This is a genomic window from Providencia sp. Marseille-Q8014 (assembly GCF_965112055.1).
On the sequence record NZ_CBCOPT010000001.1, the window covers coordinates 3044485 to 3069744 of the forward strand.

Consider the following 25260-nt stretch of genomic DNA (forward strand, 5'->3'; position numbering starts at 1 on the left):
AATATAATAATGATTATATAACTCCTTGTTAATGGGATAAATTTAAGGATGCAAAATGTATTCAGGACTACTCATTATTTTACTACCGTTAACACTAGGTTATCTTATCCCTATAAAAAATAAAAAGATCTTAGATATTACCCATCGTGCATTAAATTCAATGGTATATATCATTTTATTTTTAATGGGGGTTACACTCGCCTTACTTGAAAACTTAAGTGTTCACCTCTTTTCCATTTTAATCTACGCACTAACATTTTTTGGTTGTATCTTTTCGCTCAACCTGATTTCACTCTTGCTATTAGATAAGCTTGATCCTTGGAAAATTCCAAAGCATAAACAAGAAAAACCGCCTTCACGTATCAAGATGGTTTTCGAATCACTCCAGCTATGTGGTGTTTTGTTAATCGGTTTCTTGGTCGGCTTAACCGGCTTTGATTTTCTTCACTATGCCGATAAAGGTAGCCAAATAGCTTTAATGGCCCTATTACTCTTAGTTGGCTTGCAACTACGTAACAGTGGCATGAGTATTAAACAGATATTAGTTAACCGTCGTGGTACAACGATTGCCTTTGTAATGGCCGTCAGTGCACTCGCAGGTGGTGCTATTGCTGCAATATTATTGGGTCTACCGGTCAAAATGGGACTGGCATTAGCCTCAGGTTTTGGCTGGTATTCCTTAACGGGTATCGTATTAACCGATGCTTACGGCCCTGTTATGGGAAGTGCCGCGTTCTTTAATGACCTTGCTCGTGAACTTGCCGCAATTATGCTAATTCCTCTAATGATTAATCGCTACCGTTCTACGGCTTTAGGGATATGTGGCTCCACGTCAATGGATTTTACACTTCCCGTTCTCCAGCGTAGTGGAGGGGTTTCTATTGTTCCCGCAGCGATTGTTCATGGCTTCGTGCTGAGTCTCGTTACCCCTATCTTAATGGCCTTCTTTACCTAACCCCCTTTTTCTTTATATCCACCTGCTTATTCATGACTAAGTGAATAAGCAGGTATCCTAAAATGACGATATTTAACAGCGCTTTACATAAGTAGAATTTCAGTCACAATAGCGTTAGATGAGTGCGAAATAGGAAACCAACATGAGTGAAAAACAACGTATTTTAGTCTTGGGGGCGAGTGGCTATATCGGGCAGAATTTAATCCCTGAATTAATTAAACAAGGCCATCAAGTGACAGCAGCAGCAAGACGTGTAGATTGGATGCTCTCCCAAGGTTGGCAAGACACGCAATGCATCTATGTTGATTTACAAGATCCTGAAACACTCAATGATATTATGCAGGAAATCGATATTGTCTATTTCCTCGTTCATAGCATGGCGGATCAAGCCAATCTCATTGAACGTGAACGCACTGCGGCACGTCATGTTCAGCAAGCGCTTGATGAGTCTAATGTAAAACATGTCATTTATCTTAGTTCATTACAGCATGGCCATAGTTATTCACAGCATTTAATCTCTCGCCGTTTAACCGGAGAGATCCTGCGCGAAAGCAAAGTGCCTGTCACCGAAATTCGCTCGGCTATCATTGTTGGTTCGGGTTCCGCCGCCTTTGAAATCATGCGTGATATGGTTTACAACTTAGCCATTTTGACTCCGCCACGTTGGGTTCGCTCAAAATCATCACCAATCGCATTGAGTAATATCCTTTATTATTTAACTGAATTCGCAAAACTGCCTGTCACGGAAGATCATATCTATGATGCCGGTGGCCCAGAATATATGAGCTACCAAGAATTATTTAAACGCTTTATCAAAATCAGCGGCAAACGTCGGTTACTGATCCCTATTCCCATTCCAATCAGTATGATTTCGGTACATTTCATTAGTCTAATCACTTCAGTACCACCTTCCATTGCGAAAGAGTTGATCCAAGGCCTACAACATGATCTGCCAGCAGATGATAAAGCGCTACGCCAATTGATCCCACAAACGTTAGTTTCATTTGATGATGCTGTCAGAATGACTTTATCTCAAGAAGCCGATGCGATCGATAATGCAGATTGGGGATACGATCCTGAAGTTAAAAAACGTTGGCGCCCAGGTTATGGTTTTTATCCTAAACAAGCAGGTTTTACCCTCGGTACCTCCGCCAGCACAGAATCTTTATGGCACGTCGTACAACAAATTGGGGGGAAAGATGGCTACTTTTATGCCAATGCCCTTTGGAAGACCCGTGCGATTATGGATGACATGATGCTAAACAAGGTGAAATATGGTCGGCCTGATCGCGAAGAACTTCAGCTAGGTGATGAGATCGATGGCTGGAGAGTGATTAATATCGAACCAGAAAAACAGCTTAGTTTATTATTTGGTATGAAAGCGCCAGGTTTAGGCCGTCTCACCTTTACGATTCATGATACCGGAAGTCGCCGTTCAATTGATGTACGTGCTTGGTGGCATCCTGCTGGCTTCAGTGGATTACTGTATTGGTTCGCCATGATGCCAGCACATTTATTTATTTTTAAAGGAATGGCAAAACGCATCAGTGAGCTGGCTTTTGAACGCGATAAACAGCGTGCTCATAAACCACAAACAGAGCAATTATCTTCAAAATAATCATTGATTGAAGATAAAAACCAAATTTTTATGCATACAATATTGCATAAATATGCTTACAGGATTAATATCTGTGTCAATTAAACAAGGTATTATTGGTAAGCATGAGCATTCAATTAAAAAATATAAACTGTTTTTACGGCTCTCATCAGGCACTTTTTGATATTAACTTAGAGTGCCCAGCCGGAGAAACCATGGTGTTACTCGGTCCAAGCGGCGCTGGTAAAAGCTCTTTATTACGCGTGTTAAATCTGCTCGAGATGCCACGTTCAGGTTTGCTTAACATTGCAGGTCAGCAATTTGACTTTGCATCTACACCCGATGCCAAGGCGATCCGTGCATTGCGCCAAAATGTAGGTATGGTATTTCAACAATACAACTTGTGGCCACATTTGACCGTTTTAGATAACCTTATTGAAGCACCATGCCGAGTTTTAAAGCTGTCACGTCAAGAAGCAAAAGCCAAAGCGGAGAAATTGCTAGAGCGTTTACGCCTAACACAATTCGCAACACGTTTTCCGTTACATTTATCGGGTGGTCAACAGCAACGTGTTGCCATTGCCCGTGCACTGATGATGGAACCCCAAGTGCTGCTATTTGATGAACCTACTGCGGCACTTGATCCTGAAATTACGGCACAAGTTGTCGATATTATTCGGGAATTGTCAGCAACAGGAATTACACAGGTTATCGTTACTCATGAAGTAGAGATCGCCCGTAAAGCCGCTAGCCGTGTGGTGTATATGGAAAACGGCCATATTGTTGAACAAGGGGATGCTAGCCACTTCACTGCTCCTCAAACTCAAGCATTTGCAAACTATCTGTCACATTAATAGATATAGGATTAAGCAATGAAAAAAATGATATTAGCTGCACTACTTGGCGCTGTAACCTTATCTGCAACTGCGGCGGAAAAAGAGACTATCCGTTTTGCAACAGAAGCAACATACGCACCATTTGAAATGTTCGATAAAAATAACCAAATCGTTGGCTTTGATGTTGATTTGGCGAATGCTATGTGTGAAAAAATGAATGCAACATGCACATTTACTCACCAATCCTTCGATAGCTTGATCCCAAGTCTAAAATTCCGTCGTTTTGAAGCATTGATGGCAGGAATAGATATTACGCCAGATCGTCAAAAACAAGTTGATTTCACGGATACTTACTATCCTAACTCAGCCGAATTTATCGCCATTAAAGAGAAGGTTTCTTCGGTCGATCAACTGCAAGGTAAAAAAATTGGTGTACAAAACGGAACAACTCACCAAAAATACATCATGGAACAACATAAAGGTATGACAACTGTGCCTTATGATAACTATCAATCTGCCATTCTTGACCTACAAAATGGCCGTATTGATGCCGTGTTTGGCGATACTGCGGTTGCCGACGAATGGCTAAAAGCTAAAGATAACGAAAACTTAGCACCTGTTGGTGAAAAAGTCACAGACCCACAATACTTCGGCATTGGTCTCGGTATTGCAGTACGTAAAGGTAATAAAGAGTTATTAGATAAAATGAATAAGGCACTCGCAGAAGTCAAAGCAGATGGTACTTATGACGTTATCTATAAAAAATGGTTTGAACAATAATCGATACTGTTAATGAATAATTTTCTTTTTCTAACAAGTGCCGCCGGTCTGACCGTCGGCCTTGCTGTTTCTGCCCTTATATTGGGTTTGATTCTCGCCATGCTATTCACAGCTTGGGAATCCGTTCGATTTAAACCAATCGCATTTTTAGGAACCTGTTGGGTAACGTTAATTCGAGGCTTACCAGAACTGCTGGTTGTCCTGTTTGTTTACTTCGGGACACTGCAACTGATAAACCTATTAGGCGATGGTATTGATATCAACCTTGGTTTCTGGCAAACCACCTTACAAATTGATCCAAGCATTTTCTTTGCGGAAAGTGGTGAGTTCGACTTTACGCCTTTTGCTTGCGGTGTGGTTGCACTGGCTCTACTGTATGCATCCTATGCATCACAGACGCTACGAGGAGCCTTAAAAGCCGTACCTTATGGGCAATGGGAAGCTGGTTTAGCCCTCGGATTAACTAAACGAACTATTTTCTTTCGCTTTATCATGCCTCAGATGTGGCGTCATGCGCTGCCCGGATTAGGGAACCAGTGGTTAGTTTTACTCAAAGATACCGCTTTAGTTTCTTTAATCAGTGTTAATGATTTAATGTTGCAGACTAAAACCATCGTTAACCGTACCCATGAACCGTTTACATGGTATGCGATTGTTGGCTTAATCTACTTAGCGATCACCTTATTGAGCCAAGTCATCCTAAAACGAATCGAGTTGCGTACAACCCGTTTTGAGCGAGGTGAATCGCAATGATCGATTTAATTCTTAATATTCTTCCTGGCTTACCGACCAGTTTATCATTGACGTTCAGTGCATTGTTTATCGCTTTTGTCTTGGCGGTAGTCTTTACATTGATTCTATCTTTGAAAACACCGGTGATTTCCCAAGCGGTGAAGGTTTACATCACGCTATTTACGGGAACCCCATTATTAGTGCAGTTCTTTTTAATTTATAATGGCCCTAGCCAATTTAAATCATTACAGAACTACCCTGTTTTATGGGATTTTATTTCGACACCATGGGTCTGTGCTGTGATTGCGTTGGCATTAAATAGTGCGGCTTACTCAACATTACTTTTCCACGGTGCGGTAAAAGCGATTCCCTCAGGACAGTGGCAATCTTGCCAAGCATTAGGTATGTCTAAAGCACAAACTATGCGCATTATTCTGCCTTATGCTTTCAAACGCTCTCTATCTTCTTATTCAAATGAAGTCGTGTTGATCTTCAAGAGTACATCATTAGCCAGTACCATCACGATGATGGATATTATGGGCTACAGTAGCCAAGTGTTTGGGCAAAGTTGGGATGTTATGGCGTTTGTCGCTGCTGGTATTATTTATCTTGTTGTTAATGCCATCTTAACCATTATTATGCGATTGATTGAGCGCCAAGCACTCGCGTTTGAACAACGAAGTTAAGCTTTTCATGATGGCATATTGCCATATGCCATCATGAAATTAGCGCCATCATATCCAATTCTACGAATTTACGTCGCAGCCACTCAACAGATGGCTGCAACTGTATCGTTCCTGTCTATCAGATACCTATCAAGTCAAAGCGCCATCACTCGCCATTATGCTCGGCGTAGCTTGCATTTCTAGAGAAGCAGTCAGCCACTTGCTAACATGCAAGTGACTGCGAATAAATCAATGCTTGTGTTCTGTGGAGACCTTGGCAAGCAAGGTTAGCACTTCATAATGCGATGTGTGAGGAAACATATCAAACAGCTGAACTTTGCGAACGTCGTAGCCGACCAATTGCTCTATATCTTTTGCCATTGTTTGCGCATTACAGCTCGAATATAAAATATAGTCTGGCTGCATTCTTGAAAGATAATCACACAGCGCTTTACCAATCCCACGCCTTGGTGGGTTGACTAAAACAAGTTGAGGAACACCTTCTTTAGCTGTCGCAAACTGAGTGGAATCTAACGCTTGGAATTCAACCCGCTGTAAACCCAGTTCTTGGGCTGACTGCTTTGCACAAGCGATAGCAGGTGCACTAATTTCAATGCCCGTTAATTTAGTTTGTTTATCAGCACAATGTAAACCAAAGCCGCCAACTCCACAGAAAAGATCCCATAAGCTATCAATCTTAAGTTCCCTTACCCATTCACGCGCTGTTTGATATAGCTGCGCAGCAACAACAGGGTTAGTTTGAAAAAAACTGTGAGGGCGTATAAACAAAGGAACTTGGTTAAACTCTTCCCGTAGAACCTGTTGCTCAGTAAGATAGATTTCTTGCTCACCCTCTAAAATCGCCATATGAATAGGCTGTAAATTGACGGTGATAACGGCTAATTGTGGGAGTTGCTGCTTTAGCCAAGGTAATGCCTTTTTTAATTGCTCAACTTTTTTTTCTGAACGCAATACAAAGCGCAACATAAATTGCCCTGTATGCTGGCTCTGAGTTAACAAGATATATTTTAATTCCCCTCGTCTGCGTTCAATGTTATATGGCGTTAAGCCTGCACGCGCAATAAAAGGCTTAAGCACGTCAAACACGGGTTCGAAACCTTCAGTATAGAGAGGGCAATGAGTTAAGCTAACCGCCTGTCCTTGCGGGTTGATGATGCCAAATACAGGCTTTTCAACACTACCGCTAATGACCATTTTTGCTTTATTACGAAATCTGACCGAGGCGCTCGCAACGGGAGGCTGAAATACTGCTGGTGAAAGCGTAGGTAGCAGGGAAAACAAATTGTCTTGTTTTAGTCTAAGTTGTTGCTCAGCCGGTAATTCAAGCCACTGGCAGGAACGACATTCACCTGCCTCATATTTTTCACAATACATAATATAAAAATTTAGTGAAGGATCACGGAAGGATTATCATCAACATCAAGTTCAATGGTTTCTTCATCAAACTCATCTTGGTTAGCATAAAGTAGATTATTACTATAAATTTCAAACACAATTGATGATATTTGCTCTTCGGCTTGCTGTAAAAAATGACAAAACTGACGATAAGTCATCCCAGCTTCAAGAGAAAATGATTGGCTAACAATTAACTTAGGTAGGTTTTCGTTATTAATTTCTAAAAAGACTTTCGCCGTCAGCGAACTCGCATTAATTTGGCTAATATTTGCCACCAAAGTCACTATTGCGGTCGGTTTCAGCTCAGCTAAAGCAGAAAGAACCAGTACATTATTAATAATGTCCAGTTTAGCATCAAAGATACCTTCTATATTTTGCATATGAGGCAAATGCAACGCCGCGCATGAATCACACTCGAAATAGGACGTTTTGAGTTGATCGAGCCATTCACGCAATTGTGAGATGTCTGGGTAACAAATAGAATCCATGGGTAACAACCTTCTTCAACTCAAATAATAACAAATCGCCTGACTCTAACTAAACCAAACCGAACGTTTATGGTTAGAAAAGTGGATAATTTTCACACATCAACCGTGAAAACGCCAGTAAAACCATGCTCACTCATCCTTTTTCTCTTTTTCATCATCGTTATTTCGATTTTTTCTACTTCCCGGCCTTGCCGTTTTTTGACTATCAATCCCAAGAAAGCTTAATCGATGAATCGCACGCCAAACGATGTTAATCGTTGCAGGTATCAAGCAACCAATTCCAACCATCACTATCGCCACCATTGCATTTTTTTGCATCAATGGTTCAGGTAATGTCAAGTAACCATTCATGGCAAGTAATACAACAATGAGTAGCAGAATACCGATAGCTTCTAAAATTAAAATGGGTTTAGGTAGATCAGATAGTGAACGCATTTCACGTTGTGGTTTTTTATTCATCGTATACCCTTTGGTCAATTTTTATCAATAACCTACTCAAATTAGCAGATAGCTATGTCATGTCAGTGGCTGGCGCACATCAACCATGCTGTACTTTAAAATATGACCAACAGCTACTCACCGTATTATATGACAGACCTATACTAACAAAAGGAAAAATCATCTTTTATTTCTTTGCTGTTATAGGCATAGTATTGAGCATTGTGGATAAAAAACAGAATTAGTCATATAGGAGATACTATGTATACTGTGATTTTTGGTCGTCCAGGCTGCCCATACTGCGTGCGTGCGAAAGAGTTAGCGGAAAAACTGAAAAATGATCGTGATGATTTCGACTATCGCTATGTCGATATTCAAGCAGAAGGCCTCACCAAAGAAGATCTTTCAAAAACAGTAGGTAAAGAAGTTCTGACCGTGCCACAAATTTTTATCGATGAAAAACACATCGGTGGCTGCACAGATTTTGAAGCTTATGCGAAAGAGCATCTAGACCTTTATAAATAAGCATTCACTTTCAAGCGGTTCACGCCTTCCTTTGAGCCGCTTTCTTATCCAATTTGTGCTATTCCAGCCAGAAATTCAAAAATAAAGCAAATTTTTTTTCTTACATGCGAACTTTCTTATTGAGAAGGAGTCTTAATTTATGCCACTGCTTTTCTTTGATGTCCCCATATTGAGGAGCCCGATAGCCAACTTTACGTCTTACTGCTATCGGGTTTTTTGTTGCCCATTTTCAAGCGATCCCTCTTATTCCCCTTGTAATGTCAGAATGAGCCTACGCTGACCGCCATAATTTCGATGTTCACATAGATAAATCCCTTGCCATGTTCCCATGTTTAATTGCCCCTTGCTCACAGGAATGGTCAAACTCGCCCCTAGAATGCTCCCTTTAAGATGAGCAGGCATATCATCACTTCCTTCATAATTGTGCTGATAGTAAGGTTCATCTTCAGGAACCATACGATTAAAAAAATGCTCAAAGTCCTTTCTTACCGTATAATCCGCATTTTCATTTATCGTCAATGAGGCTGAGGTATGTTGAATGAACACATTCAGTAACCCAATCCGAATCTGTTTTAGCTCTGGTAGCTGCTGTAAAATTTCCTCAGTAACAAGATGAAATCCCCTTTCTTTTGCCATTAGCTTTATTTCTTTTTGAACCCACATCACCTGTCCTTTCCCCCATTTCATGTTTTTCATTGATAACCATTGAGCAAATCATCAACAAAACGTCAATTTATCGACTAATTTCACCAATATTAAGATAAAGGTACTTTACCTGTCATGTAAGAGACTTTACTCTCTCGCTTTATTGTCTTTAATATCACCATTTTCAGAGGTATACACTCGTGCTGGAACAACTTAATCTGGATCTTTTTAATCTCATTAATGCGGCCCCAGCGTCTGCAAGTGGTACTATCGCATTTGCAACCGTTATCGCTAAACGCTTAATTCTCCTTTTCCCCTTATTCACCGCAGCATGTTGGTTTTGGGGAGCACAACAAGACATGACTCGTCAAAGAGCCTTTGTGTGTAAAACTGCATATGCATTAGTGATTGGCTTAGCAATTTCATGGTTGATTGGTTTAGTCGCGCCTCACGACCGACCTTTTGTGATGGGTATTGGTACTAACTTCCTTGAACACGAGCCGACTTCCTCGTTCCCTAGTAACCACGGAACGATTGTCTTTACCTTTGTATTTGCATTTTTATTCTGGCTAAGAACTTGGGTTGGCGTATTAATGCTTGTTCCCGCCATTGCTATTGCATGGTCACGCATCTATCTCGGGGTTCACTGGCCGTTAGACATGGTTGGCGCATTTATCTTAGGCCTAATCTCATGCGGATTAACTCAGATTTTTTGGTGCCTTATTGGCCATAAAATTCAAGCTCCTCTCACTCGCCTCTACCACATGATATTTGCGTCTCTGATCCGTAAAGGCTGGTTGCAAGCCTAATAATCTTATTAATCGGTACTGGCGTTATTTCCGCCAGTACCTAAGCTATTTAAATATTGCGTTGTATCAATATTTAGTTTTATTTTTTTATCCTTCAAATGAATAAAATAACGCTTTCCTAACAAAAAATAACAACAATTACTTAACAAATATTTCGTTACGTTTTTTAATTATTTTTTGCATCGAAAAATAAGTATTAACCTCTTCCTCTTATCACCTTATCGTTCATTAATGTATTTAGAATTAAAAAACTAAAAAAACAATAATTATTCACTAAGTGAATCACTTAACCACCAATAAAAATACCAATAAAAATCAATTCTTTATATAACTCATCGCTTGAGTATAATATTTTTCACATTAACATTTTTTTCTTAAATTAATTTATTTCACTGTTATTTTTTTATATTAATTTAATTTATTAATATAATAATAAATTGCAGACTAAATATAAAAAGGCATATAACGCCCTTATCTTGGTTATTTTGCATTGTCACAAATAGCATTATATCCGTTAATCTTAAGGTAAATTTTTTAACATTTTTATAAAAATCGAAAAAAAGCATCATTAAAGACATTTTTCTCTTTTGAGAGTATGATCACGGTGATTTCTACTAATAATATGTACATTTGCACCATCAAAAACGGTTTATCAAATTTACATATAAAATTAACAAAACTGATTGAAAATAAATTTACTATCAGTTTTATATTTATTTCCAATCAGATTGTTACGTTGAAACAAAAACTGCACATTATATTTGGCGATATTTTGTTCGTACCAAAAGATTAAAACATCAGCGATGACTTATTGTCCTCGCTCAGATGCCTATTTTTTGACTTTTATTTCGGAGACTATTATGGATACAACTCGAGTTGGTTCCATCGATAAAACAGCCTCGCAAACAGTGGATGCCGCGGCTTGGCGTAAAACTGACACAGTATGGATGCTGGGATTATATGGTACAGCAATCGGTGCTGGTGTTCTGTTTTTACCCATTAACGCGGGGATGAGTGGATTAATTCCTGTTCTGTTGATGTTGGTATTAGCCTTCCCAATGACCTTTTTTGCTCACCGTGGCTTAACACGCTTTGTTCTTTCTGGTTCAAAACCAGAAGGGGATATCACGGAAGTCGTGGAAGAGCATTTTGGACGAACTGCCGGTAACTGGATCACCTTGCTGTATTTCTTCGCCATCTACCCTATTTTGCTGGTGTATGGGGTTTCAATTACCAATAACGTCAACAAATTCCTTACTGAACTCATGGGATTCGCCGCGCCACCACGTTGGTTACTTGCGCTGATCTTAGTGGGTGGGATTATGGCAATTGTTTCATTCGGTGAAAAATATATTGTTAAAGTGATGAGCATGCTGGTATTCCCATTCATTGCGGTCCTGCTCGCGTTCTCTTTATATATGATCCCTCATTGGAATGGCGCAGTACTGGATACATTAACAATGGAAGGTATTGCCGAAGCAGCAAAACACAGCGGTGGACAAAGCATGTGGGTGACCATCTGGTTGACAATCCCTGTCATGGTATTTGCCTTCAACCATTCACCGATTATTTCTGCCTTCTCTGTAGCGAAACGCGAAGAGTACGGTGCGCAAGCAGAGAAAAAATGTTCACGCATCCTAGCCTCTGCCCATATCTTGATGGTCTTTACCGTAATGTTCTTTGTGTTTAGCTGTGTGTTTACCCTTTCATCAGCTGACCTAGCGCAAGCAAAAGCTCAGAACATTAGTATCCTTGATTACCTTTCAGGCTACTTTGATCAACCTTTCATCAAGTTTGCTGCCGCTATCATCGCGTTTGTTGCTATAATTAAGTCATTCCTCGGTCACTATTTAGGTGCACGAGAAGGTTTTAATGGCCTAGTTGAGCGCGCATACCGTGCAAAAGGCAAAACAATTGATATCCGTAAGCTCAATCGTGGTACCGCTATTTTCATGTTGGTCACAACTTGGTTAGTCGCAACACTGAACCCTGGCGTATTGGATATCATTGAGAGTTTAGGTGGCCCAGTGATTGCGATCCTCCTGTTCTTAATGCCGGTATATGCGATTAGCAAAGTTCCTGCAATGCATAAGTACGCGGGTAAGTTTAGCAATGTGTTTGTCGTCGTGATGGGTCTGATTGCTATCTCCGCGGCAACTTATAAACTGTTCTTCTAAGCATACCTTTGAGGGAGGCGTGATCCACTCCGGCGGACATACCTCCCCTTCTCAATACAATAAGATGCCGGAATACACGGCATCACATGCCTAAAATATTAAGACTTTATTTTATATAGGAAGCGCTGAATATGATTAGCGTATTTGATATCTTCAAAATTGGTATCGGTCCATCTAGTTCCCACACCGTCGGCCCGATGAAAGCAGGTAAACAATTTGTCGAGGATTTGATCCAGCAAAATCGACTGACCTCAACAACACGAATTGTTGTTGACGTCTATGGTTCTTTATCACTAACGGGTAAAGGACATGCGACTGATATTGCTATTATCATGGGCCTCGCGGGTAATTTACCTGATACTGTTGATATTGACTCTATTCCCAATTTTATCCGTCACGTAGAACAAAGCGGCAAACTTCTGTTAGCCCAAGGCCAACATGAAGTGGATTTTCCTGTTGAAGGTGGTATGAATTTCCATTCAACCAATCTACCTTTGCATGAGAATGGCATGACCATTACGGCATTTAATGCAGATGATGTTGTTTACAAAAAAACCTATTACTCGATTGGCGGTGGATTTATTGTCGACGAAGAGCACTTTGGTCAATCGGATGAGCAATCAGTACAAGTTCCATATCCTTATCAATATGCCGCTGACTTACAAAAACATTGTAAAGAAACCGGCTTATCCCTTTCTGCATTAGTGATGCAAAATGAGCTTGCCTTGCACAGCAAAGAAGAGATTCATGAATACCTATCTGCCGTTTGGGATGTCATGAAAGCCGGTATTGAACGTGGTGTCACTACAGAAGGGTTATTACCGGGGCCACTGCGTGTTCCTCGCCGTGCAGCCGCTTTACGCCGTCAATTAGTCACTAGCGACAATACCAATATCGACCCTATGGCCGTTATTGATTGGATCAATATGTTTGCTTTAGCTGTAAACGAAGAAAATGCCGCTGGCGGCCGTGTGGTCACCGCACCAACGAATGGTGCATGCGGTATTATTCCTGCCGTGTTAGCTTACTACGATAAATTTATTCGCCCTGTTAACGAAAACTCTTACACTCGCTATTTCTTAGTATCTGGTGTGATTGGGTCATTATATAAAATGAATGCCTCTATCTCAGGTGCAGAAGTTGGATGCCAAGGTGAAGTCGGTGTAGCTTGTTCAATGGCTGCGGCAGGACTGGCTGAACTCATGGGTGGAAGCCCTGAACAAGTTTGTGTCGCTGCTGAAATTGCAATGGAGCATAATTTAGGGCTAACTTGTGACCCCGTTGGTGGCCAAGTACAAGTACCTTGCATTGAACGTAATGCGATTGCTGCGGTGAAAGCAGTGAACGCGGCACGTATGGCATTACGCCGCGTCAGTGACCCACGGGTATGTTTAGACAAGGTTATCGAAACCATGTATGAAACAGGTAAAGATATCAATGCTAAATATCGTGAAACCTCACAGGGCGGCTTAGCCATCAAACTAGCACATTGTGAATAATCCATAAAATACAAGTAACCATCTCTACGGAGGTGGTTACTGCTATTTTAAATCAGCAAATTAATGCGTAGAAAATATAATAGCGTCAGAAACTACGCTTTCCTTTTTATCTGGTAGCCCCCTGTATTTTCCATCAAACGTCATTTAGGCAATCCACACACGCGATTTACTTCCCCCAATATCTTCGATTGTTATGCCAATGGCCACGCGCCATTAAAAACCTAAGATATTGATAAATTGAAACTTACCGAGCTACCGTGATTGAGGCATTTGATTTGCTGACGTTAAAACGGGAAGAGGTCTCTCTCTTCCCGTTTAGATTGGCGGGCTGCTAAACCATAAGGTTTGCTTTTATTTATGTCGTTAACTTCGTTTTCTATCAAAACCATGGTAGAAAACGTTTATTAACGGCTCATCTTCACATAGGCTTTATTGATATACCTAACCGTAGTAGCTGCTAATATCTCCCTGATTAAAATGTTTTTAACATAACAATTTAACCAAAAATAGCCGTCCACCAGCCGCTAACCGTTTTAACGATATAATCCCAAATTCGGCCAAAGAACCCTCCTTCCTCAACAGCTTCTTTTACGACTAGAGGACGCTGCTCAATCACTTCATCATTCAAGATAAAGTTGACCGTGCCTACAGCCTGATTCTTAGCTAATGGCGCCTCAATTGAGGGATCAGACAGTGTATAACTCACTTTCAAATTCTGTAATTGCCCTTTTGGTATGGTAATAGCAGCATCTTTTTCTACGCCGAGTGCAACTTCTGATTTATCACCAAACCAAACTCGTTGAGTTTGTAATGTTTGATCAGCCTTTATTGGCGTGACGGTCTCAAAGAAACGGAATCCCCAAGTTAATAGTTTTTCACTTTCAGAAAAACGCACACGATCACTTGGCGCACCAAGCACAACGGAAATTAAACGCATTGGGCCATCTGTCGCTGATGCCACTAAATTATGCCCTGCCCCACTGGTATGCCCCGTTTTCACGCCATCCACGTTGAGGTTTTGGCTCCACAATAGACGGTTACGATTCGGTTGACGGATTTTATTAAACGTAAACTCTTTTTCTTTGTGTAATGCGTACTCTTCTGGTACATCGCGGATCATGGCTTGCGCTAGGATTGCCATATCATGAGCGGTACTGTATTGCCCTTCGGAGTCTAAGCCATGTACCGTTTTAAAATGGGTATTTTTTAAACCCAACTGCTGTACATATTGATTCATCAAACTCACAAACGAGTCTTGGCTACCTGCGACATAATCGGCTAATGCAATACTGGCATCATTACCCGATTGAATAACAACCCCTTTATTTAAATCCAATACTGACACTCGATCTTTTGGCTTCAAAAACATCAATGATGAACCTTTCAACACTGGGTTCCCCGTTGCCCAAGCATCGACGCCAACCGTTACCATATCTTGTGGGGTAATTTTGCCCGCTTTAATGGCTTGACCTACCACATAGCTCGTCATCATTTTTGTTAGGCTTGCCGGATCTAACCGTTCATCTGGGTTGCCCGAGGCCAATATTTTACCGCTATCGTAGTCCATCAAAACGAAAGCTTTGGCATCAACCTGTGGAGCAACCGGTGTCTCTGCTGCATAAGAAAAACTGCTTACAGCAACTAAAAGGCCTAATCCAGTTCCTAGATATTGTGCCTTTAAGGTTAAAAATTTTCTGTTCATCGGTTACTCCTTTACAAATACTAAAACGGTTAATTCATTATTAATGTAGGACTTTTTACGCTATTAAGCTACACACAACAAATAAAGATTGTTCCCATAATGCAATTTCATCTATCTTAGAGACGATAAACAACGAAATATCAAATCATGGGGTAAACTATGCTAACTGTATGGGGTCGTAAAAACTCATCAAACGTCAAAAAAGTGCTTTGGTGCCTTGAAGAACTGAATGTTGCTTATAATCAAAAAGATGTTGGAGGTCCTTTTGGCGGACTTGATACACCTGAATATCAGAAAATGAACCCAAACGGCACTATCCCAACTTTACAGGATGATGACTTCACCCTGTGGGAATCAAATACCATTTTACGATACCTTACGGAAAAATTTGATCACTCTCACTTATTAGTCTCACAAAACCTCCAAGAGAAAGCTGCGGCAGACAAATGGTTGGACTGGGGATGTGGGACTTTATTCGACAGTATTAAACAAATGATGAATAAAATTGTGCGTGTTCCCGTCGCTGAGCGCGATCCTGAAGTCGCGCGTGCAATTTATCATCATCTTGAAAAATTGTTTAAAATTGCCGATGAGGCACTGGCAAATCAGCCTTATTTTAATGGCCAAAAATTTGGTATTGCCGATATCGCCATTGCCCCATTATTTTATCCATGGCATGAAATTGCCACCGAACGCCCTGAATTCCCTAATTTAGAGCGTTGGTATCAGCAATTAAAAACGCGCCCCGCTTTCCAAAAAATTGTGTTGATCCCACTGAAATAATTAAATTGTCATTGGCATATTCATCGGGTTTGGGTATTGATACTCAAACCCGAGTTCTTGGCAAATACGGTTACCGTTCACAATCTTTCCAGTTGTTGCTTCCGTTTCAAGCATAAACTCAGGCAATTCTAAATTTAGAGATTGGGAGGCTTGACGATAAAAATCAGCGCGTTGTGGATGCTCTGGTGCACACAAGTTATAAATATGCCCACCCTGAGGTTGTTTCAACAATAATTTGATTGCCTCAATCACATCATCTTGATGAACAATATTCACCGGCTGTTGCGCCCCTTTGAGTGATTTTTTGCCTGCAAGGAAACGTCCAGCATGGCGATTCTCACCAACTAAGCCTGCGAGCCGTAAAATATCCACCGAAATATTTGGTAGCGCATGCAGCCAATTTTCAACATCAATCAAAGCTTGTGCTGATGCCGTGGTTGCCTGACGTTCGCTCTCTTCATTAACTTCACCGCTAAGATCACCATAAACCGACGTTGAAGAAGTGAAAATCACGCGGGGGATCCGAAAAGTTATCGCCGTATCGACAAGTAATTCAATTGTTTCAACATAAGCAGATACATTAATTTTTGAAGGTGGTAGTAAAATAATGAGTGCCCCTGCCTCTTCCATTAATTGAGCGAAATCAGTGGGATCACAGTCTAATTCCGGCGTTAATTGTAAATAATAACAATCAATCCCTATAGCACGAGCCGCCGCAATACCATCCGGCGTTGTTTTGGTACCAGAAACATCCATACCAGCAGCTAACAAGGCTCTCGCAAGCGGTAATCCCAACCAACCTAATCCAACAATCGCAACCTTTTTCATCTATCACCTCTGATTACCGATAACGACTTAATTTCATCTAGGTTAACTGAAAACCTTTTAACTTCCGAATATATTATTTATGCGATTATTCACTATGAAACCTCACTATCTAATTATTATTGGTTATTTTGCAAAAAACAGTTGCATTGTAGGGAGGAGATCGGATAGGTTGATAGGTAATGAATGTTTAAGCAACTAACACCATTACTAACGGAAGCTATTATGACTCGTATTTCTCGCAACCATCATCATCACCATCATCCTGATTAGTCTTTCGGGCGATGTGTGCTGGAAGACGATCAACGACTCTTCCGGTGGCTGAAATGCGAATTAGAGAAAACCCTCGGAAGATAATCTTCCGAGGGTTTTTTTATTATTAATCAAAAATATATTACAAAATAAGCAGGGTAAAATTATGTTGGACAAATCACGATTAAGAATTGCCATTCAAAAGTCAGGACGCTTAAGTGAAGACTCACAAGAACTACTTGCACGCTGTGGAATTAAAATCAATTTACAGCAACAGCGACTGATTGCTTATGCAGAAAATATGCCTATTGATTTACTGCGTGTACGTGATGACGATATCCCAGGACTGGTCATGGACGGCGTTGTAGACCTTGGAATTATCGGTGAAAACGTTCTTGAAGAAGAATTATTAAGCCGCCGCGCTCAAGGCGATAACCCCGCATACAAAACACTACGTCGTCTTGATTTTGGTGCTTGCCGCTTGTCATTAGCCGCACCCCTTGACTTTAACTACACAGGTGCAGAGTGCTTAAATGGCGCTCGTATTGCGACCTCTTACCCGAACTTATTAAAACGTTATTTCGATGAAAAAGGCATTCAATTTAAATCTTGCTTATTAAACGGCTCTGTCGAAGTCGCGCCTCGGGCAGGTCTTGCCGATGCCATTTGTGACCTAGTTTCTACTGGCGCAACACTCGAAGCGAATGGCCTCAAAGAAGTTGAAGTGATTTATCGTTCAAAAGCCTGCTTAATCCAACGTGACGGCGAAATTTCTTCAGATAAACAACAGCTTATTGACCGCATGATGACTCGTATTCAGGGCGTTATTCAAGCTCGTGAATCCAAATACATCATGTTGCACGCTCCAAGTGAACGTTTGGAAGATATTATTGCATTGCTGCCAGGCGCAGAACGCCCAACTCTGCTCCCATTAGCAGGCGATCAAAATCGCGTAGCTATGCACATGGTCAGTAGCGAAACCTTGTTCTGGGAAACCATGGAAAAACTTAAAGCATTAGGTGCCAGCTCTATTTTAGTTCTGCCTATTGAAAAAATGATGGAGTAAGTGCAATGGAAATGGGATTTAACCAACCGATTCGCTGGTCAGAATGTAATGCAAATGAGCAAACAGCACTGCTGACACGCCCAGCCATTGCGGCATCAGACAATATTCGTCGCGCGGTCACACAGATCATTGAGCAAGTACAAGCTCGTGGCGACAATGCACTCATTGAATTTAGCCAACGTTTTGATAAAACGGCCATTTCTAGCATTCGAGTCACGCCAGATAGCATTGAGCAAGCTGAATCACGCCTCAATGACGACATCAAAGTCGCGATGAAAAATGCTATTGGTAATATCCGTCGTTTTCATGAAGCACAAAAACCTGAAGTTATTCGCGTTGAGACTCAGTCAGGCGTGGTTTGTCAACAAATCACCCGCCCAATTGATTCGGTTGGCTTATATATTCCCGGCGGCTCAGCGCCATTGCTCTCAACGGTAATGATGCTAGGCACCCCTGCACAAATTGCAGGTTGTCGACAAATTATCCTTTGCTCTCCCCCACCTATTGCGGATGAAATTCTCTATGCTGCAAAACTGTGTGGTATTAGCGATATCTTTCAGGTGGGCGGTGCGCAAGCCATTGCTGCAATGGCATTTGGTACAGAGAGTATCCCAGCGGTCGATAAGATTTTTGGCCCAGGCAATGCTTATGTAACAGAAGCGAAACGCCAAGTGAGCCAAAGCCACGAAGGAGCAGCCATTGATATGCCAGCAGGCCCATCAGAAGTGCTTGTTATTGCAGATAGCCAAGCAAACCCTGCATTTACAGCTTCAGATCTGTTATCGCAAGCTGAGCATGGACCTGATTCACAAGTTATTCTACTAACGGATAGCCAAGAATTTGCTATGCAGGTTATTGATGAAACAGAAACACAACTGGCTGAATTATCACGTGCTGACATCGCGAGAGCCGCACTGAGTGCTAGTCGTGTAATTATCGCCGATTCAATTGCACAATGTGTCGAAATTAGCAATCGCTACGGGCCTGAACACCTGATTTTGCAAACTCGTAATGCCGATGCACTCGTTGACAGCATAACCAGTGCAGGCTCTGTGTTCGTCGGAGATTGGTCACCTGAATCAGCGGGCGATTATGCATCAGGAACTAATCATGTGCTGCCAACTTATGGCTATACATCGACATATTCCAGCTTGGGTCTTGCTGATTTTATGAAACGGATGACAGTACAAAAGCTTTCACCTCAAGGGTTACTTGGGTTAGCGACAACCATTGAAACACTCGCGCAAGCAGAGAGCCTAACCGCCCACAAAAATGCCGTAACATTACGTGTTACTGAACTCAAAAAACAAAGTCAGGAGTAAGTGATGAGCGAAAACTTTAAAGCCGCTAGCCTTGCGCGTGAGAATGTGAAAGTGATGACCCCTTATATGTCTGCTCGTCGCTTAGGTGGTAACGGCGATGTTTGGTTAAATGCCAATGAATACCCTATTGCACCAGAATTCCAATTTAACGAACGTAATCTAAACCGTTACCCAGAATGCCAGCCCGCCAGTGTCATTCTCAACTATGCCGCTTATGCAAATGTTGCTCCTGAGCAAGTATTAGTCTGCCGAGGTGCCGATGAATCTATCGAACTGCTGATCCGTGCATTTTGTGAACCGGGCAAAGACGCTGTGATGTTTTGTCCTCCAACCTATGGTATGTATAGTGTCAGCGCTGAAACTTTTGGCGTAGAACAGAAAAAAATTCCCGCTTTACCAGACTGGTCATTAAATATTGATGCCATTCGTGAAAATTTGCCAAACACCAAATTGATCTATATTTGTAGCCCAAATAATCCAACTGGCAACATCATCGATAATAAGGCACTGCGTGAAGTGCTCGACATGGCTGCGGGTCAAGCGCTTGTGGTTGTTGATGAAGCCTATATTGAATTTTGCCCACAATACAGTGTGGCAGGCTGGCTCGCTAACTATCCAAACCTTGTGGTATTAAGAACATTATCAAAAGCCTTTGCGCTGGCTGGCCTACGTTGTGGTTTCACATTAGCCTCCGCCGATGTAATCGAAATACTCTTAAAAGTGATCGCTCCTTATCCTCTTTCGACACCCGTTGCGATGATAGCCGCAGAAGCATTGAGCGTGGAAGGAATAGCGACAATGAAACACCGTGTCGCAACAATCACGAATGATCGTATTGCCTTGTCTGAAGCGCTAGCGGAACTCTCTATCGTAGAAAAAGTGTGTCCCAGTGAGACCAACTATATTTTGGTGCGTTTTACGGATGGAAATAAAGTATTTAAAGCGCTGTGGGAACAAGGCATTATTTTGCGTGACCAAAGTAAACAGCCAGGACTTTCTAACTGCCTACGCATCACTGTGGGTACTGAAACCGAAAACGTGCGTGTTATTGAAGCTATTGAAGCCCTTTGCTAAACCTGAAATAGGAAATATTCATGAGCCAAAAAATTCTTTTTATTGACCGTGATGGTACATTAATCACTGAACCACCTACTGATTTTCAGGTCGATAGCCTAAGCAAATTAGCTTTTGAAAAAGCAGTGATTCCAAGCCTGCTGGCCTTACAAAAAGCCAACTACCGCTTAGTCATGGTCACCAATCAAGATGGTTTAGGTACCGACAGCTTCCCAACCGCTGATTTCGAACCACCACACAACTTAATGATGCAGGTTTTTGAGTCACAAGGGATTAATTTTGACGATGTATTAATTTGTCCTCACAAACCCGCGGATGGCTGTAACTGCCGTAAACCAAAACTAGGCTTAGTGGAAAACTACCTAGTTGAAGGTAAATTAGATAAAGCGAACAGTTATGTGATTGGTGATCGTGAAACTGACCTACAATTGGCCGAAAATATGGGGATCCAAGGCCTACGCTATAGCCCTGATTCACTTGATTGGGTGGCTATCACCGATAAATTAACTCAGCGTGATCGCCATGCAATCGTTGAGCGTGTCACAAAAGAAACCAATATTCGCGTCGAACTCTGGCTTGATCGTGAGGGTGGAAGCGAAATCAATACGGGTGTCGGCTTCTTTGACCACATGCTTGACCAGATCGCCACTCACGGTGGTTTCCGTTTGAATATCCAAGTTAAAGGTGACCTGTTTATTGATGACCACCACACCGTAGAAGATACGGGTTTGGCACTCGGTGAAGCATTACGCGTTGCTCTCGGCGATAAACGTGGTATCGCACGCTTTGGCTTTGTACTCCCAATGGATGAGTGCCAAGCGCGTTGTGCATTAGACATTTCAGGCCGACCACACCTTGAATATAAAGCAGAATTTAAATACCAACGTGTTGGTGACCTCAGCACTGAAATGATCGAACACTTTTTCAGCTCCCTATCCTATGCGATGGGATGTACCTTACATCTGAAAACGAAAGGGAAAAACGATCACCACAAAGCTGAAAGCCTATTTAAGGTATTTGGTCGTACCTTACGTCAAGCTATCCGCGTTGAAGGAGATACGTTACCTAGCTCGAAAGGGGTTCTCTAATGAACGTTGTTATCCTTGATACAGGCTGTGCAAATTTGTCTTCTGTGGCCTATGCCGTCAAACGTTTAGGCTATACCCCACAGATCAGCCGTGATACCAACACCATTTTACAAGCAGATAAAGTTTTCCTACCGGGTGTCGGAACTGCAAGCGCAGCGATGGAACAACTCCAGCAACGTGAACTGATCCCCTTAATTAAAGCACTGACTCAGCCTGTTTTAGGTATTTGTTTAGGTATGCAATTAATGGGGAGTGTTAGTGAAGAAGGAAAATCGTTGATCCCACTGCTTGGCTTGATAGATAGCCCAGTCCAAAAAATGAATGCGGATGGTTTACCTGTTCCTCATAGTGGCTGGAATCAAGTCAAACCTTTAGCAGGCCACCCTTTATTTAAAGGGATCCGCGACGATGCTTACTTCTATTTTGTGCATAGCTACTCCATGCCTATTTCAGGCAATACCATTGCACAAACCCAATACGGTAATCCATTTAGCAGTGCTGTCAATCAGGATAATTTTTATGGTGTTCAGTTTCACCCTGAGCGCTCGGGAGCAGCTGGCTCTCGCCTGATCCAAAACTTTTTGGAGATGTAATTGAGATGATCATTCCTGCTTTAGATCTTATTGATGGTAATGTTGTTCGTTTACATCAAGGCGATTATGCCAAGCAAACCGCTTACGGCAGTGATCCCCTGCCACGCTTACAACAATATCAACAAGAAGGCGCAAAATTATTACACTTAGTTGATTTAACTGGGGCAAAAGATCCACAAAAACGCCAAATTCCCCTCCTTAAAAAACTGTTAGCTGGAGTGTCTGTACCCGTTCAAGTCGGTGGCGGGATCCGCACAGAAGAGGATGTAAAAGCACTTTTAGATGCAGGGGCTACACGGGTGGTTATTGGTTCAACCGCGGTGAAACAGCCTGAATTAGTTAAAACCTGGTTCGAACGTTATGGTGGAGAAGCCATCGTACTCGCCCTTGATGTGCGAATTAACCAACAAGGTATAAAAGAGATTGCTATCAGTGGTTGGCAAGAAAACTCTAATCTTTCATTAGAACAAGCCATTGAAATGTATCAACCTTATGGGTTAAAGCACGTTTTATGCACGGATATTTCTAAAGATGGCACATTGGCAGGTTCAAATGTCAATTTATACCAAGAAATTAGCCAAAAATATCCAGCTATTGCATTTCAAGCATCTGGTGGTATTGGCTCTTTGGCGGATATCGCTGCTATTCCAGGGTCAGGCGCCGCGGGGGTGATTGTTGGTCGTGCCCTACTCGAAGGCAAATTCACAGTCGCGGAGGCAATCGCATGTTGGCAAAACGCATAATTCCTTGTTTGGATGTTCGGGATGGACAAGTAGTAAAAGGGGTTCAATTTCGTCATCATGAGATCATTGGTGATATCGTTCCACTGGCACAGCGCTACGCCCAAGAAGGTGCTGATGAACTGGTATTTTACGATATTACAGCATCATCTGATGGAAGAGTGGTCGATAAGAGTTGGGTATCAAAAGTTGCAGAAGTCATTGATATTCCATTTTGCGTTGCGGGTGGTATCAAAAGTGTTGAAGACGCGGCGCAAATTTTATCATTTGGCGCTGATAAAATATCCATTAACTCACCAGCGCTATCGGATCCAACACTAATTAGCCGCCTTGCTGATCGTTTTGGCGTACAATGCATTGTCGTCGGTATCGATACCTGGTTTGACCATGAAACGGGTGACTACCTCGTTTATCAATTTACAGGGGATGAAAAAAGGACCACCCAAACACGCTGGAAAACCCTCGATTGGGTCACTGAAGTTCAACAACGAGGTGCCGGTGAAATTGTCTTAAATATGATGAACCAAGACGGTGTACGCCAAGGCTATGATTTAATCCAACTGAAAAAAGTCCGTGATGTCTGCCAAGTACCATTAATCGCCTCTGGTGGTGCTGGTGAAATGGTACATTTCTTAGATGCTTTTACTGAAGCAAAGGTTGATGGTGCCCTCGCCGCATCCGTCTTCCACAAGCAAATCATCAATATTGGTGAATTAAAGCAATACCTTGCAGAAAATGGAGTTCAAATAAGAGTATGTTAACCACAGAACAATGTCGCCAACTTGCTTGGCAAAAAGTGGATGGATTAATGCCCGTGGTTGTGCAACACGCAACTTCTGGCGATGTATTAATGTTAGGTTATATGAACCCAGAAGCGTTGCAAGCCACATTAGATAGCCGTAAGGTAATCTTTTATTCACGAACCAAACAGCGCTTATGGACTAAAGGCGAAACATCGGGCAACTATCTTAATTTAGTCGATATCTATCCTGATTGTGATAGTGATACGCTACTCGCCCTAGTGCAACCGGTTGGACCAACTTGCCACAATGGTACGGAGAGCTGTTTTGCTCCCGCTCAAAGTGATTGGGGATTCTTATTTGAGCTGGAAACCTTATTAAAATCACGTAAGTGTGCTGATCCGGAAAGCTCATATACGGCGCGTCTATATGCAAGTGGTACTAAACGTATCGCTCAAAAAGTTGGCGAAGAAGGCGTTGAAACGGCACTTGCAGCCACAGTCAATGATCGTGCTGAGCTAACGAATGAAGCCGCCGATCTAATGTACCACCTGCTGGTACTCTTACAGGACCAAGATCTTGATTTAAGCACCATTATCAAACGTCTGAAAGAACGCCATCAATAATAATGCGGTAGCCTGCTTAAGGTGGGCTACCCAATATAACAAAATGCGCTGATGCTTGATCGTCGACCAAATCCTCCCTATTCTCTTACCTATAAGTGGCGACTTAGATAACTGAGTCAACCAATTCACGTAAAAGCCTATTTTAATCAACATGCGATTTAGACAATGAGTTCGCTATTAACTTAAAAACTCTCTTATTGCGTTGTCTAGCTCCCATTATTTCTTCCAATTTTCATATCATATCCATGGTATTTAGCTTGTTATCTAATTTTGCTACTATCTCAACTGTTTATTTTTATAAAAAAGGAACCGTCGTGTCAGAAAGCCCTATTTTTATTCAATTAACCCAATTACTTGATAAACAGAATGCGCGATACCGCGTGATGGAACATCCAACGGCAGGTAAATCAGAAGAAGTGGCAAAAATACGTGGCACACAATTAGGTCAAGGTGCTAAAGGCTTAGTTTGCCACGTTAAAGGGAATGGTATTCGTCAACATGTTCTCGCTATCCTTCCTGCTGATAAACAAGCGGATTTAACGAAGATCGCTCATGCCATCGGAGGCACTCGCGCCTCATTAGCAAGCCCAAAAGAAGTGAATGAATTAACTCAATGTGTTTTTGGTGCAATCCCGCCCTTTAGTTTCCACCCATCTCTAAAACTCATTGCTGATCCTTATTTATTTGTTCGTTTTGAAGAGCTGGCTTTTAATGCAGGAACACTTGAGCGCTCAGTTATTTTGAATACAGAAGATTACCGTCGTATTGCTAATCCAACTTTAGTCGATTTTATTCGAGATGATGAATAAAAGTAAAAGTACCTATTTTTAAGTAAAATCAAGTATCATATTTTTTAAGACTGCTACACTTAATAGTGACTGTTATTC

General features: G+C 41.7%; 26 protein-coding genes and 1 other annotated feature. Of the genes, 20 read left to right on the forward strand and 6 right to left on the reverse strand.

The window, feature by feature from the left end:
* Window positions 1-55: 55 nt before the first annotated feature.
* The 6 genes from ACWPW6_RS13420 to artM all read left to right on the forward strand — a co-directional run bounded on the left by ACWPW6_RS13420 (window position 56) and on the right by artM (window position 5586).
* On the forward strand, window positions 56-955 hold the full coding sequence (locus tag ACWPW6_RS13420) for a lysine exporter LysO family protein (protein ID WP_154635650.1): 900 nt from the start codon (window positions 56-58) through the stop codon (window positions 953-955).
* A gap of 142 nt (window positions 956-1097) precedes the next feature.
* On the forward strand, window positions 1098-2573 hold the full coding sequence (locus ACWPW6_RS13425) for a DUF2867 domain-containing protein (protein WP_163862669.1): 1476 nt from the start codon (window positions 1098-1100) through the stop codon (window positions 2571-2573).
* Window positions 2574-2677: 104 nt separating this feature from the next.
* A complete protein-coding gene (gene artP, locus ACWPW6_RS13430) occupies window positions 2678-3406 on the forward strand; it encodes an arginine ABC transporter ATP-binding protein ArtP (RefSeq protein ID WP_154622379.1) in 729 nt (242 codons plus the stop codon).
* 18 nt (window positions 3407-3424) lie between these two features.
* Entirely contained in the window at window positions 3425-4168 is a 744-nt protein-coding gene (gene artJ, locus ACWPW6_RS13435; RefSeq protein WP_249999151.1) for an arginine ABC transporter substrate-binding protein, read from the forward strand.
* 12 nt (window positions 4169-4180) lie between these two features.
* Window positions 4181-4921, forward strand: coding sequence for an arginine ABC transporter permease ArtQ (gene artQ, locus ACWPW6_RS13440; protein ID WP_154622377.1), 741 nt, complete (start codon window positions 4181-4183; stop codon window positions 4919-4921).
* Window positions 4918-5586, forward strand: coding sequence for an arginine ABC transporter permease ArtM (artM, locus tag ACWPW6_RS13445; RefSeq protein WP_154622376.1), 669 nt, complete (start codon window positions 4918-4920; stop codon window positions 5584-5586). Before artQ ends, artM begins: the two co-directional genes overlap by 4 nt.
* A gap of 228 nt (window positions 5587-5814) precedes the next feature.
* Here artM and rlmC read toward each other — a convergent pair whose 3' ends face one another.
* From rlmC to ACWPW6_RS13460, 3 genes are all read right to left on the reverse strand, one after another.
* The gene (gene rlmC, locus ACWPW6_RS13450) at window positions 5815-6960 is read right to left on the reverse strand and encodes a 23S rRNA (uracil(747)-C(5))-methyltransferase RlmC (protein WP_249999153.1); all 1146 of its coding nucleotides are present in this window, start codon (window positions 6958-6960) and stop codon (window positions 5815-5817) included.
* Window positions 6961-6971: 11 nt separating this feature from the next.
* Complete coding sequence (locus ACWPW6_RS13455; RefSeq protein WP_154622374.1) at window positions 6972-7469, reverse strand: YbjN domain-containing protein; 498 nt, start codon at window positions 7467-7469, stop codon at window positions 6972-6974.
* Window positions 7470-7598: 129 nt separating this feature from the next.
* Window positions 7599-7928, reverse strand: a complete 330-nt coding sequence (locus tag ACWPW6_RS13460; protein ID WP_154622373.1) for a YbjC family protein — start codon at window positions 7926-7928, stop codon at window positions 7599-7601.
* A 240-nt stretch (window positions 7929-8168) separates the two neighbouring features.
* Between ACWPW6_RS13460 and ACWPW6_RS13465 the strand changes: the two genes are divergently transcribed.
* The gene (locus tag ACWPW6_RS13465; protein WP_004918038.1) at window positions 8169-8432 is read left to right on the forward strand and encodes a GrxA family glutaredoxin; all 264 of its coding nucleotides are present in this window, start codon (window positions 8169-8171) and stop codon (window positions 8430-8432) included.
* Window positions 8433-8675: 243 nt separating this feature from the next.
* On the opposite strand, the gene ACWPW6_RS13470 is transcribed toward ACWPW6_RS13465, so the two are convergent.
* Window positions 8676-9095 carry a secondary thiamine-phosphate synthase enzyme YjbQ gene (locus ACWPW6_RS13470; RefSeq protein WP_250000513.1) on the reverse strand — a complete coding sequence of 140 codons (420 nt, stop codon included), beginning with the start codon at window positions 9093-9095 and terminating at the stop codon, window positions 8676-8678.
* Window positions 9096-9277: 182 nt separating this feature from the next.
* On the opposite strand from ACWPW6_RS13470, the gene ybjG reads away from it, so the two are divergent.
* The 3 genes from ybjG (at window position 9278) to ACWPW6_RS13485 (ending at window position 13562) form a co-directional block, all read left to right on the forward strand.
* Window positions 9278-9886: an undecaprenyl-diphosphate phosphatase gene (gene ybjG / locus ACWPW6_RS13475; RefSeq protein ID WP_196714118.1), complete on the forward strand. Its 609-nt coding sequence runs from the start codon at window positions 9278-9280 to the stop codon at window positions 9884-9886.
* 860 nt (window positions 9887-10746) lie between these two features.
* Complete coding sequence (locus tag ACWPW6_RS13480) at window positions 10747-12063, forward strand: serine/threonine transporter (RefSeq protein ID WP_154622052.1); 1317 nt, start codon at window positions 10747-10749, stop codon at window positions 12061-12063.
* 131 nt (window positions 12064-12194) lie between these two features.
* Window positions 12195-13562 carry an L-serine ammonia-lyase gene (locus tag ACWPW6_RS13485; protein ID WP_154622053.1) on the forward strand — a complete coding sequence of 456 codons (1368 nt, stop codon included), beginning with the start codon at window positions 12195-12197 and terminating at the stop codon, window positions 13560-13562.
* Window positions 13563-14058: 496 nt separating this feature from the next.
* On the opposite strand, the gene ACWPW6_RS13490 is transcribed toward ACWPW6_RS13485, so the two are convergent.
* Complete coding sequence (locus ACWPW6_RS13490) at window positions 14059-15264, reverse strand: serine hydrolase (protein ID WP_163862675.1); 1206 nt, start codon at window positions 15262-15264, stop codon at window positions 14059-14061.
* Between the two features lie 159 nt (window positions 15265-15423).
* Here ACWPW6_RS13490 and ACWPW6_RS13495 point away from each other — a divergent pair, with 159 nt between their 5' ends.
* Window positions 15424-16047 (forward strand): glutathione S-transferase family protein, encoded by a 624-nt coding sequence (locus tag ACWPW6_RS13495; RefSeq protein ID WP_154622055.1) that lies wholly within the window; start codon window positions 15424-15426, stop codon window positions 16045-16047.
* Here ACWPW6_RS13495 and ACWPW6_RS13500 read toward each other — a convergent pair whose 3' ends face one another.
* The gene (locus ACWPW6_RS13500) at window positions 16048-16875 is read right to left on the reverse strand and encodes an SDR family oxidoreductase (protein WP_154622056.1); all 828 of its coding nucleotides are present in this window, start codon (window positions 16873-16875) and stop codon (window positions 16048-16050) included.
* Window positions 16876-17120: 245 nt separating this feature from the next.
* Window positions 17121-17249 (forward strand) — a sequence feature (His leader region).
* 41 nt (window positions 17250-17290) lie between these two features.
* Between ACWPW6_RS13500 and hisG the strand changes: the two genes are divergently transcribed.
* The 9 genes from hisG to ACWPW6_RS13545 all read left to right on the forward strand — a co-directional run bounded on the left by hisG (window position 17291) and on the right by ACWPW6_RS13545 (window position 25182).
* Complete coding sequence (gene hisG, locus ACWPW6_RS13505) at window positions 17291-18190, forward strand: ATP phosphoribosyltransferase (protein WP_163862678.1); 900 nt, start codon at window positions 17291-17293, stop codon at window positions 18188-18190.
* Between the two features lie 5 nt (window positions 18191-18195).
* Window positions 18196-19512, forward strand: coding sequence for a histidinol dehydrogenase (gene hisD / locus ACWPW6_RS13510; protein ID WP_249999155.1), 1317 nt, complete (start codon window positions 18196-18198; stop codon window positions 19510-19512).
* 3 nt (window positions 19513-19515) lie between these two features.
* Complete coding sequence (gene hisC, locus ACWPW6_RS13515; protein WP_249999157.1) at window positions 19516-20586, forward strand: histidinol-phosphate transaminase; 1071 nt, start codon at window positions 19516-19518, stop codon at window positions 20584-20586.
* Window positions 20587-20606: 20 nt separating this feature from the next.
* Entirely contained in the window at window positions 20607-21674 is a 1068-nt protein-coding gene (hisB, locus tag ACWPW6_RS13520) for a bifunctional histidinol-phosphatase/imidazoleglycerol-phosphate dehydratase HisB (RefSeq protein WP_154624470.1), read from the forward strand.
* The gene (hisH, locus tag ACWPW6_RS13525; RefSeq protein WP_154624471.1) at window positions 21674-22267 is read left to right on the forward strand and encodes an imidazole glycerol phosphate synthase subunit HisH; all 594 of its coding nucleotides are present in this window, start codon (window positions 21674-21676) and stop codon (window positions 22265-22267) included. Before hisB ends, hisH begins: the two co-directional genes overlap by 1 nt.
* A 5-nt stretch (window positions 22268-22272) precedes the next feature.
* The gene (gene hisA / locus ACWPW6_RS13530; protein WP_154624472.1) at window positions 22273-23010 is read left to right on the forward strand and encodes a 1-(5-phosphoribosyl)-5-[(5-phosphoribosylamino)methylideneamino]imidazole-4-carboxamide isomerase; all 738 of its coding nucleotides are present in this window, start codon (window positions 22273-22275) and stop codon (window positions 23008-23010) included.
* Window positions 22992-23768 (forward strand): imidazole glycerol phosphate synthase subunit HisF, encoded by a 777-nt coding sequence (gene hisF, locus ACWPW6_RS13535; RefSeq protein WP_154624473.1) that lies wholly within the window; start codon window positions 22992-22994, stop codon window positions 23766-23768. Before hisA ends, hisF begins: the two co-directional genes overlap by 19 nt.
* The gene (hisIE, locus tag ACWPW6_RS13540; RefSeq protein WP_249999159.1) at window positions 23762-24373 is read left to right on the forward strand and encodes a bifunctional phosphoribosyl-AMP cyclohydrolase/phosphoribosyl-ATP diphosphatase HisIE; all 612 of its coding nucleotides are present in this window, start codon (window positions 23762-23764) and stop codon (window positions 24371-24373) included. Before hisF ends, hisIE begins: the two co-directional genes overlap by 7 nt.
* 383 nt (window positions 24374-24756) lie before the next feature.
* Window positions 24757-25182 carry a YbaK/prolyl-tRNA synthetase associated domain-containing protein gene (locus ACWPW6_RS13545; RefSeq protein ID WP_250000515.1) on the forward strand — a complete coding sequence of 142 codons (426 nt, stop codon included), beginning with the start codon at window positions 24757-24759 and terminating at the stop codon, window positions 25180-25182.
* The last annotated feature ends 78 nt before the right edge of the window (window positions 25183-25260 follow it).

Bases quoted from the DNA above. Each gene is read 5' to 3' on its own strand.
- ACWPW6_RS13420 (WP_154635650.1), top strand. From the start codon at position 56: ATGTATTCAGGACTACTCATTATTTTACTACCGTTAACACTAGGTTAT.
- ACWPW6_RS13425 (WP_163862669.1), top strand. From the start codon at position 1,098: ATGAGTGAAAAACAACGTATTTTAGTCTTGGGGGCGAGTGGCTATATC.
- artP (WP_154622379.1), top strand. From the start codon at position 2,678: ATGAGCATTCAATTAAAAAATATAAACTGTTTTTACGGCTCTCATCAG.
- artJ (WP_249999151.1), top strand. From the start codon at position 3,425: ATGAAAAAAATGATATTAGCTGCACTACTTGGCGCTGTAACCTTATCT.
- artQ (WP_154622377.1), top strand. From the start codon at position 4,181: ATGAATAATTTTCTTTTTCTAACAAGTGCCGCCGGTCTGACCGTCGGC.
- artM (WP_154622376.1), top strand. From the start codon at position 4,918: ATGATCGATTTAATTCTTAATATTCTTCCTGGCTTACCGACCAGTTTA.
- rlmC (WP_249999153.1), bottom strand. From the start codon at position 6,960: ATGTATTGTGAAAAATATGAGGCAGGTGAATGTCGTTCCTGCCAGTGG.
- ACWPW6_RS13455 (WP_154622374.1), bottom strand. From the start codon at position 7,469: ATGGATTCTATTTGTTACCCAGACATCTCACAATTGCGTGAATGGCTC.
- ACWPW6_RS13460 (WP_154622373.1), bottom strand. From the start codon at position 7,928: ATGAATAAAAAACCACAACGTGAAATGCGTTCACTATCTGATCTACCT.
- ACWPW6_RS13465 (WP_004918038.1), top strand. From the start codon at position 8,169: ATGTATACTGTGATTTTTGGTCGTCCAGGCTGCCCATACTGCGTGCGT.
- ACWPW6_RS13470 (WP_250000513.1), bottom strand. From the start codon at position 9,095: ATGTGGGTTCAAAAAGAAATAAAGCTAATGGCAAAAGAAAGGGGATTT.
- ACWPW6_RS13480 (WP_154622052.1), top strand. From the start codon at position 10,747: ATGGATACAACTCGAGTTGGTTCCATCGATAAAACAGCCTCGCAAACA.
- ACWPW6_RS13485 (WP_154622053.1), top strand. From the start codon at position 12,195: ATGATTAGCGTATTTGATATCTTCAAAATTGGTATCGGTCCATCTAGT.
- ACWPW6_RS13490 (WP_163862675.1), bottom strand. From the start codon at position 15,264: ATGAACAGAAAATTTTTAACCTTAAAGGCACAATATCTAGGAACTGGA.
- ACWPW6_RS13495 (WP_154622055.1), top strand. From the start codon at position 15,424: ATGCTAACTGTATGGGGTCGTAAAAACTCATCAAACGTCAAAAAAGTG.
- ACWPW6_RS13500 (WP_154622056.1), bottom strand. From the start codon at position 16,875: ATGAAAAAGGTTGCGATTGTTGGATTAGGTTGGTTGGGATTACCGCTT.
- hisG (WP_163862678.1), top strand. From the start codon at position 17,291: ATGTTGGACAAATCACGATTAAGAATTGCCATTCAAAAGTCAGGACGC.
- hisD (WP_249999155.1), top strand. From the start codon at position 18,196: ATGGAAATGGGATTTAACCAACCGATTCGCTGGTCAGAATGTAATGCA.
- hisC (WP_249999157.1), top strand. From the start codon at position 19,516: ATGAGCGAAAACTTTAAAGCCGCTAGCCTTGCGCGTGAGAATGTGAAA.
- hisB (WP_154624470.1), top strand. From the start codon at position 20,607: ATGAGCCAAAAAATTCTTTTTATTGACCGTGATGGTACATTAATCACT.
- hisH (WP_154624471.1), top strand. From the start codon at position 21,674: ATGAACGTTGTTATCCTTGATACAGGCTGTGCAAATTTGTCTTCTGTG.
- hisA (WP_154624472.1), top strand. From the start codon at position 22,273: ATGATCATTCCTGCTTTAGATCTTATTGATGGTAATGTTGTTCGTTTA.
- hisF (WP_154624473.1), top strand. From the start codon at position 22,992: ATGTTGGCAAAACGCATAATTCCTTGTTTGGATGTTCGGGATGGACAA.
- hisIE (WP_249999159.1), top strand. From the start codon at position 23,762: ATGTTAACCACAGAACAATGTCGCCAACTTGCTTGGCAAAAAGTGGAT.
- ACWPW6_RS13545 (WP_250000515.1), top strand. From the start codon at position 24,757: ATGGAACATCCAACGGCAGGTAAATCAGAAGAAGTGGCAAAAATACGT.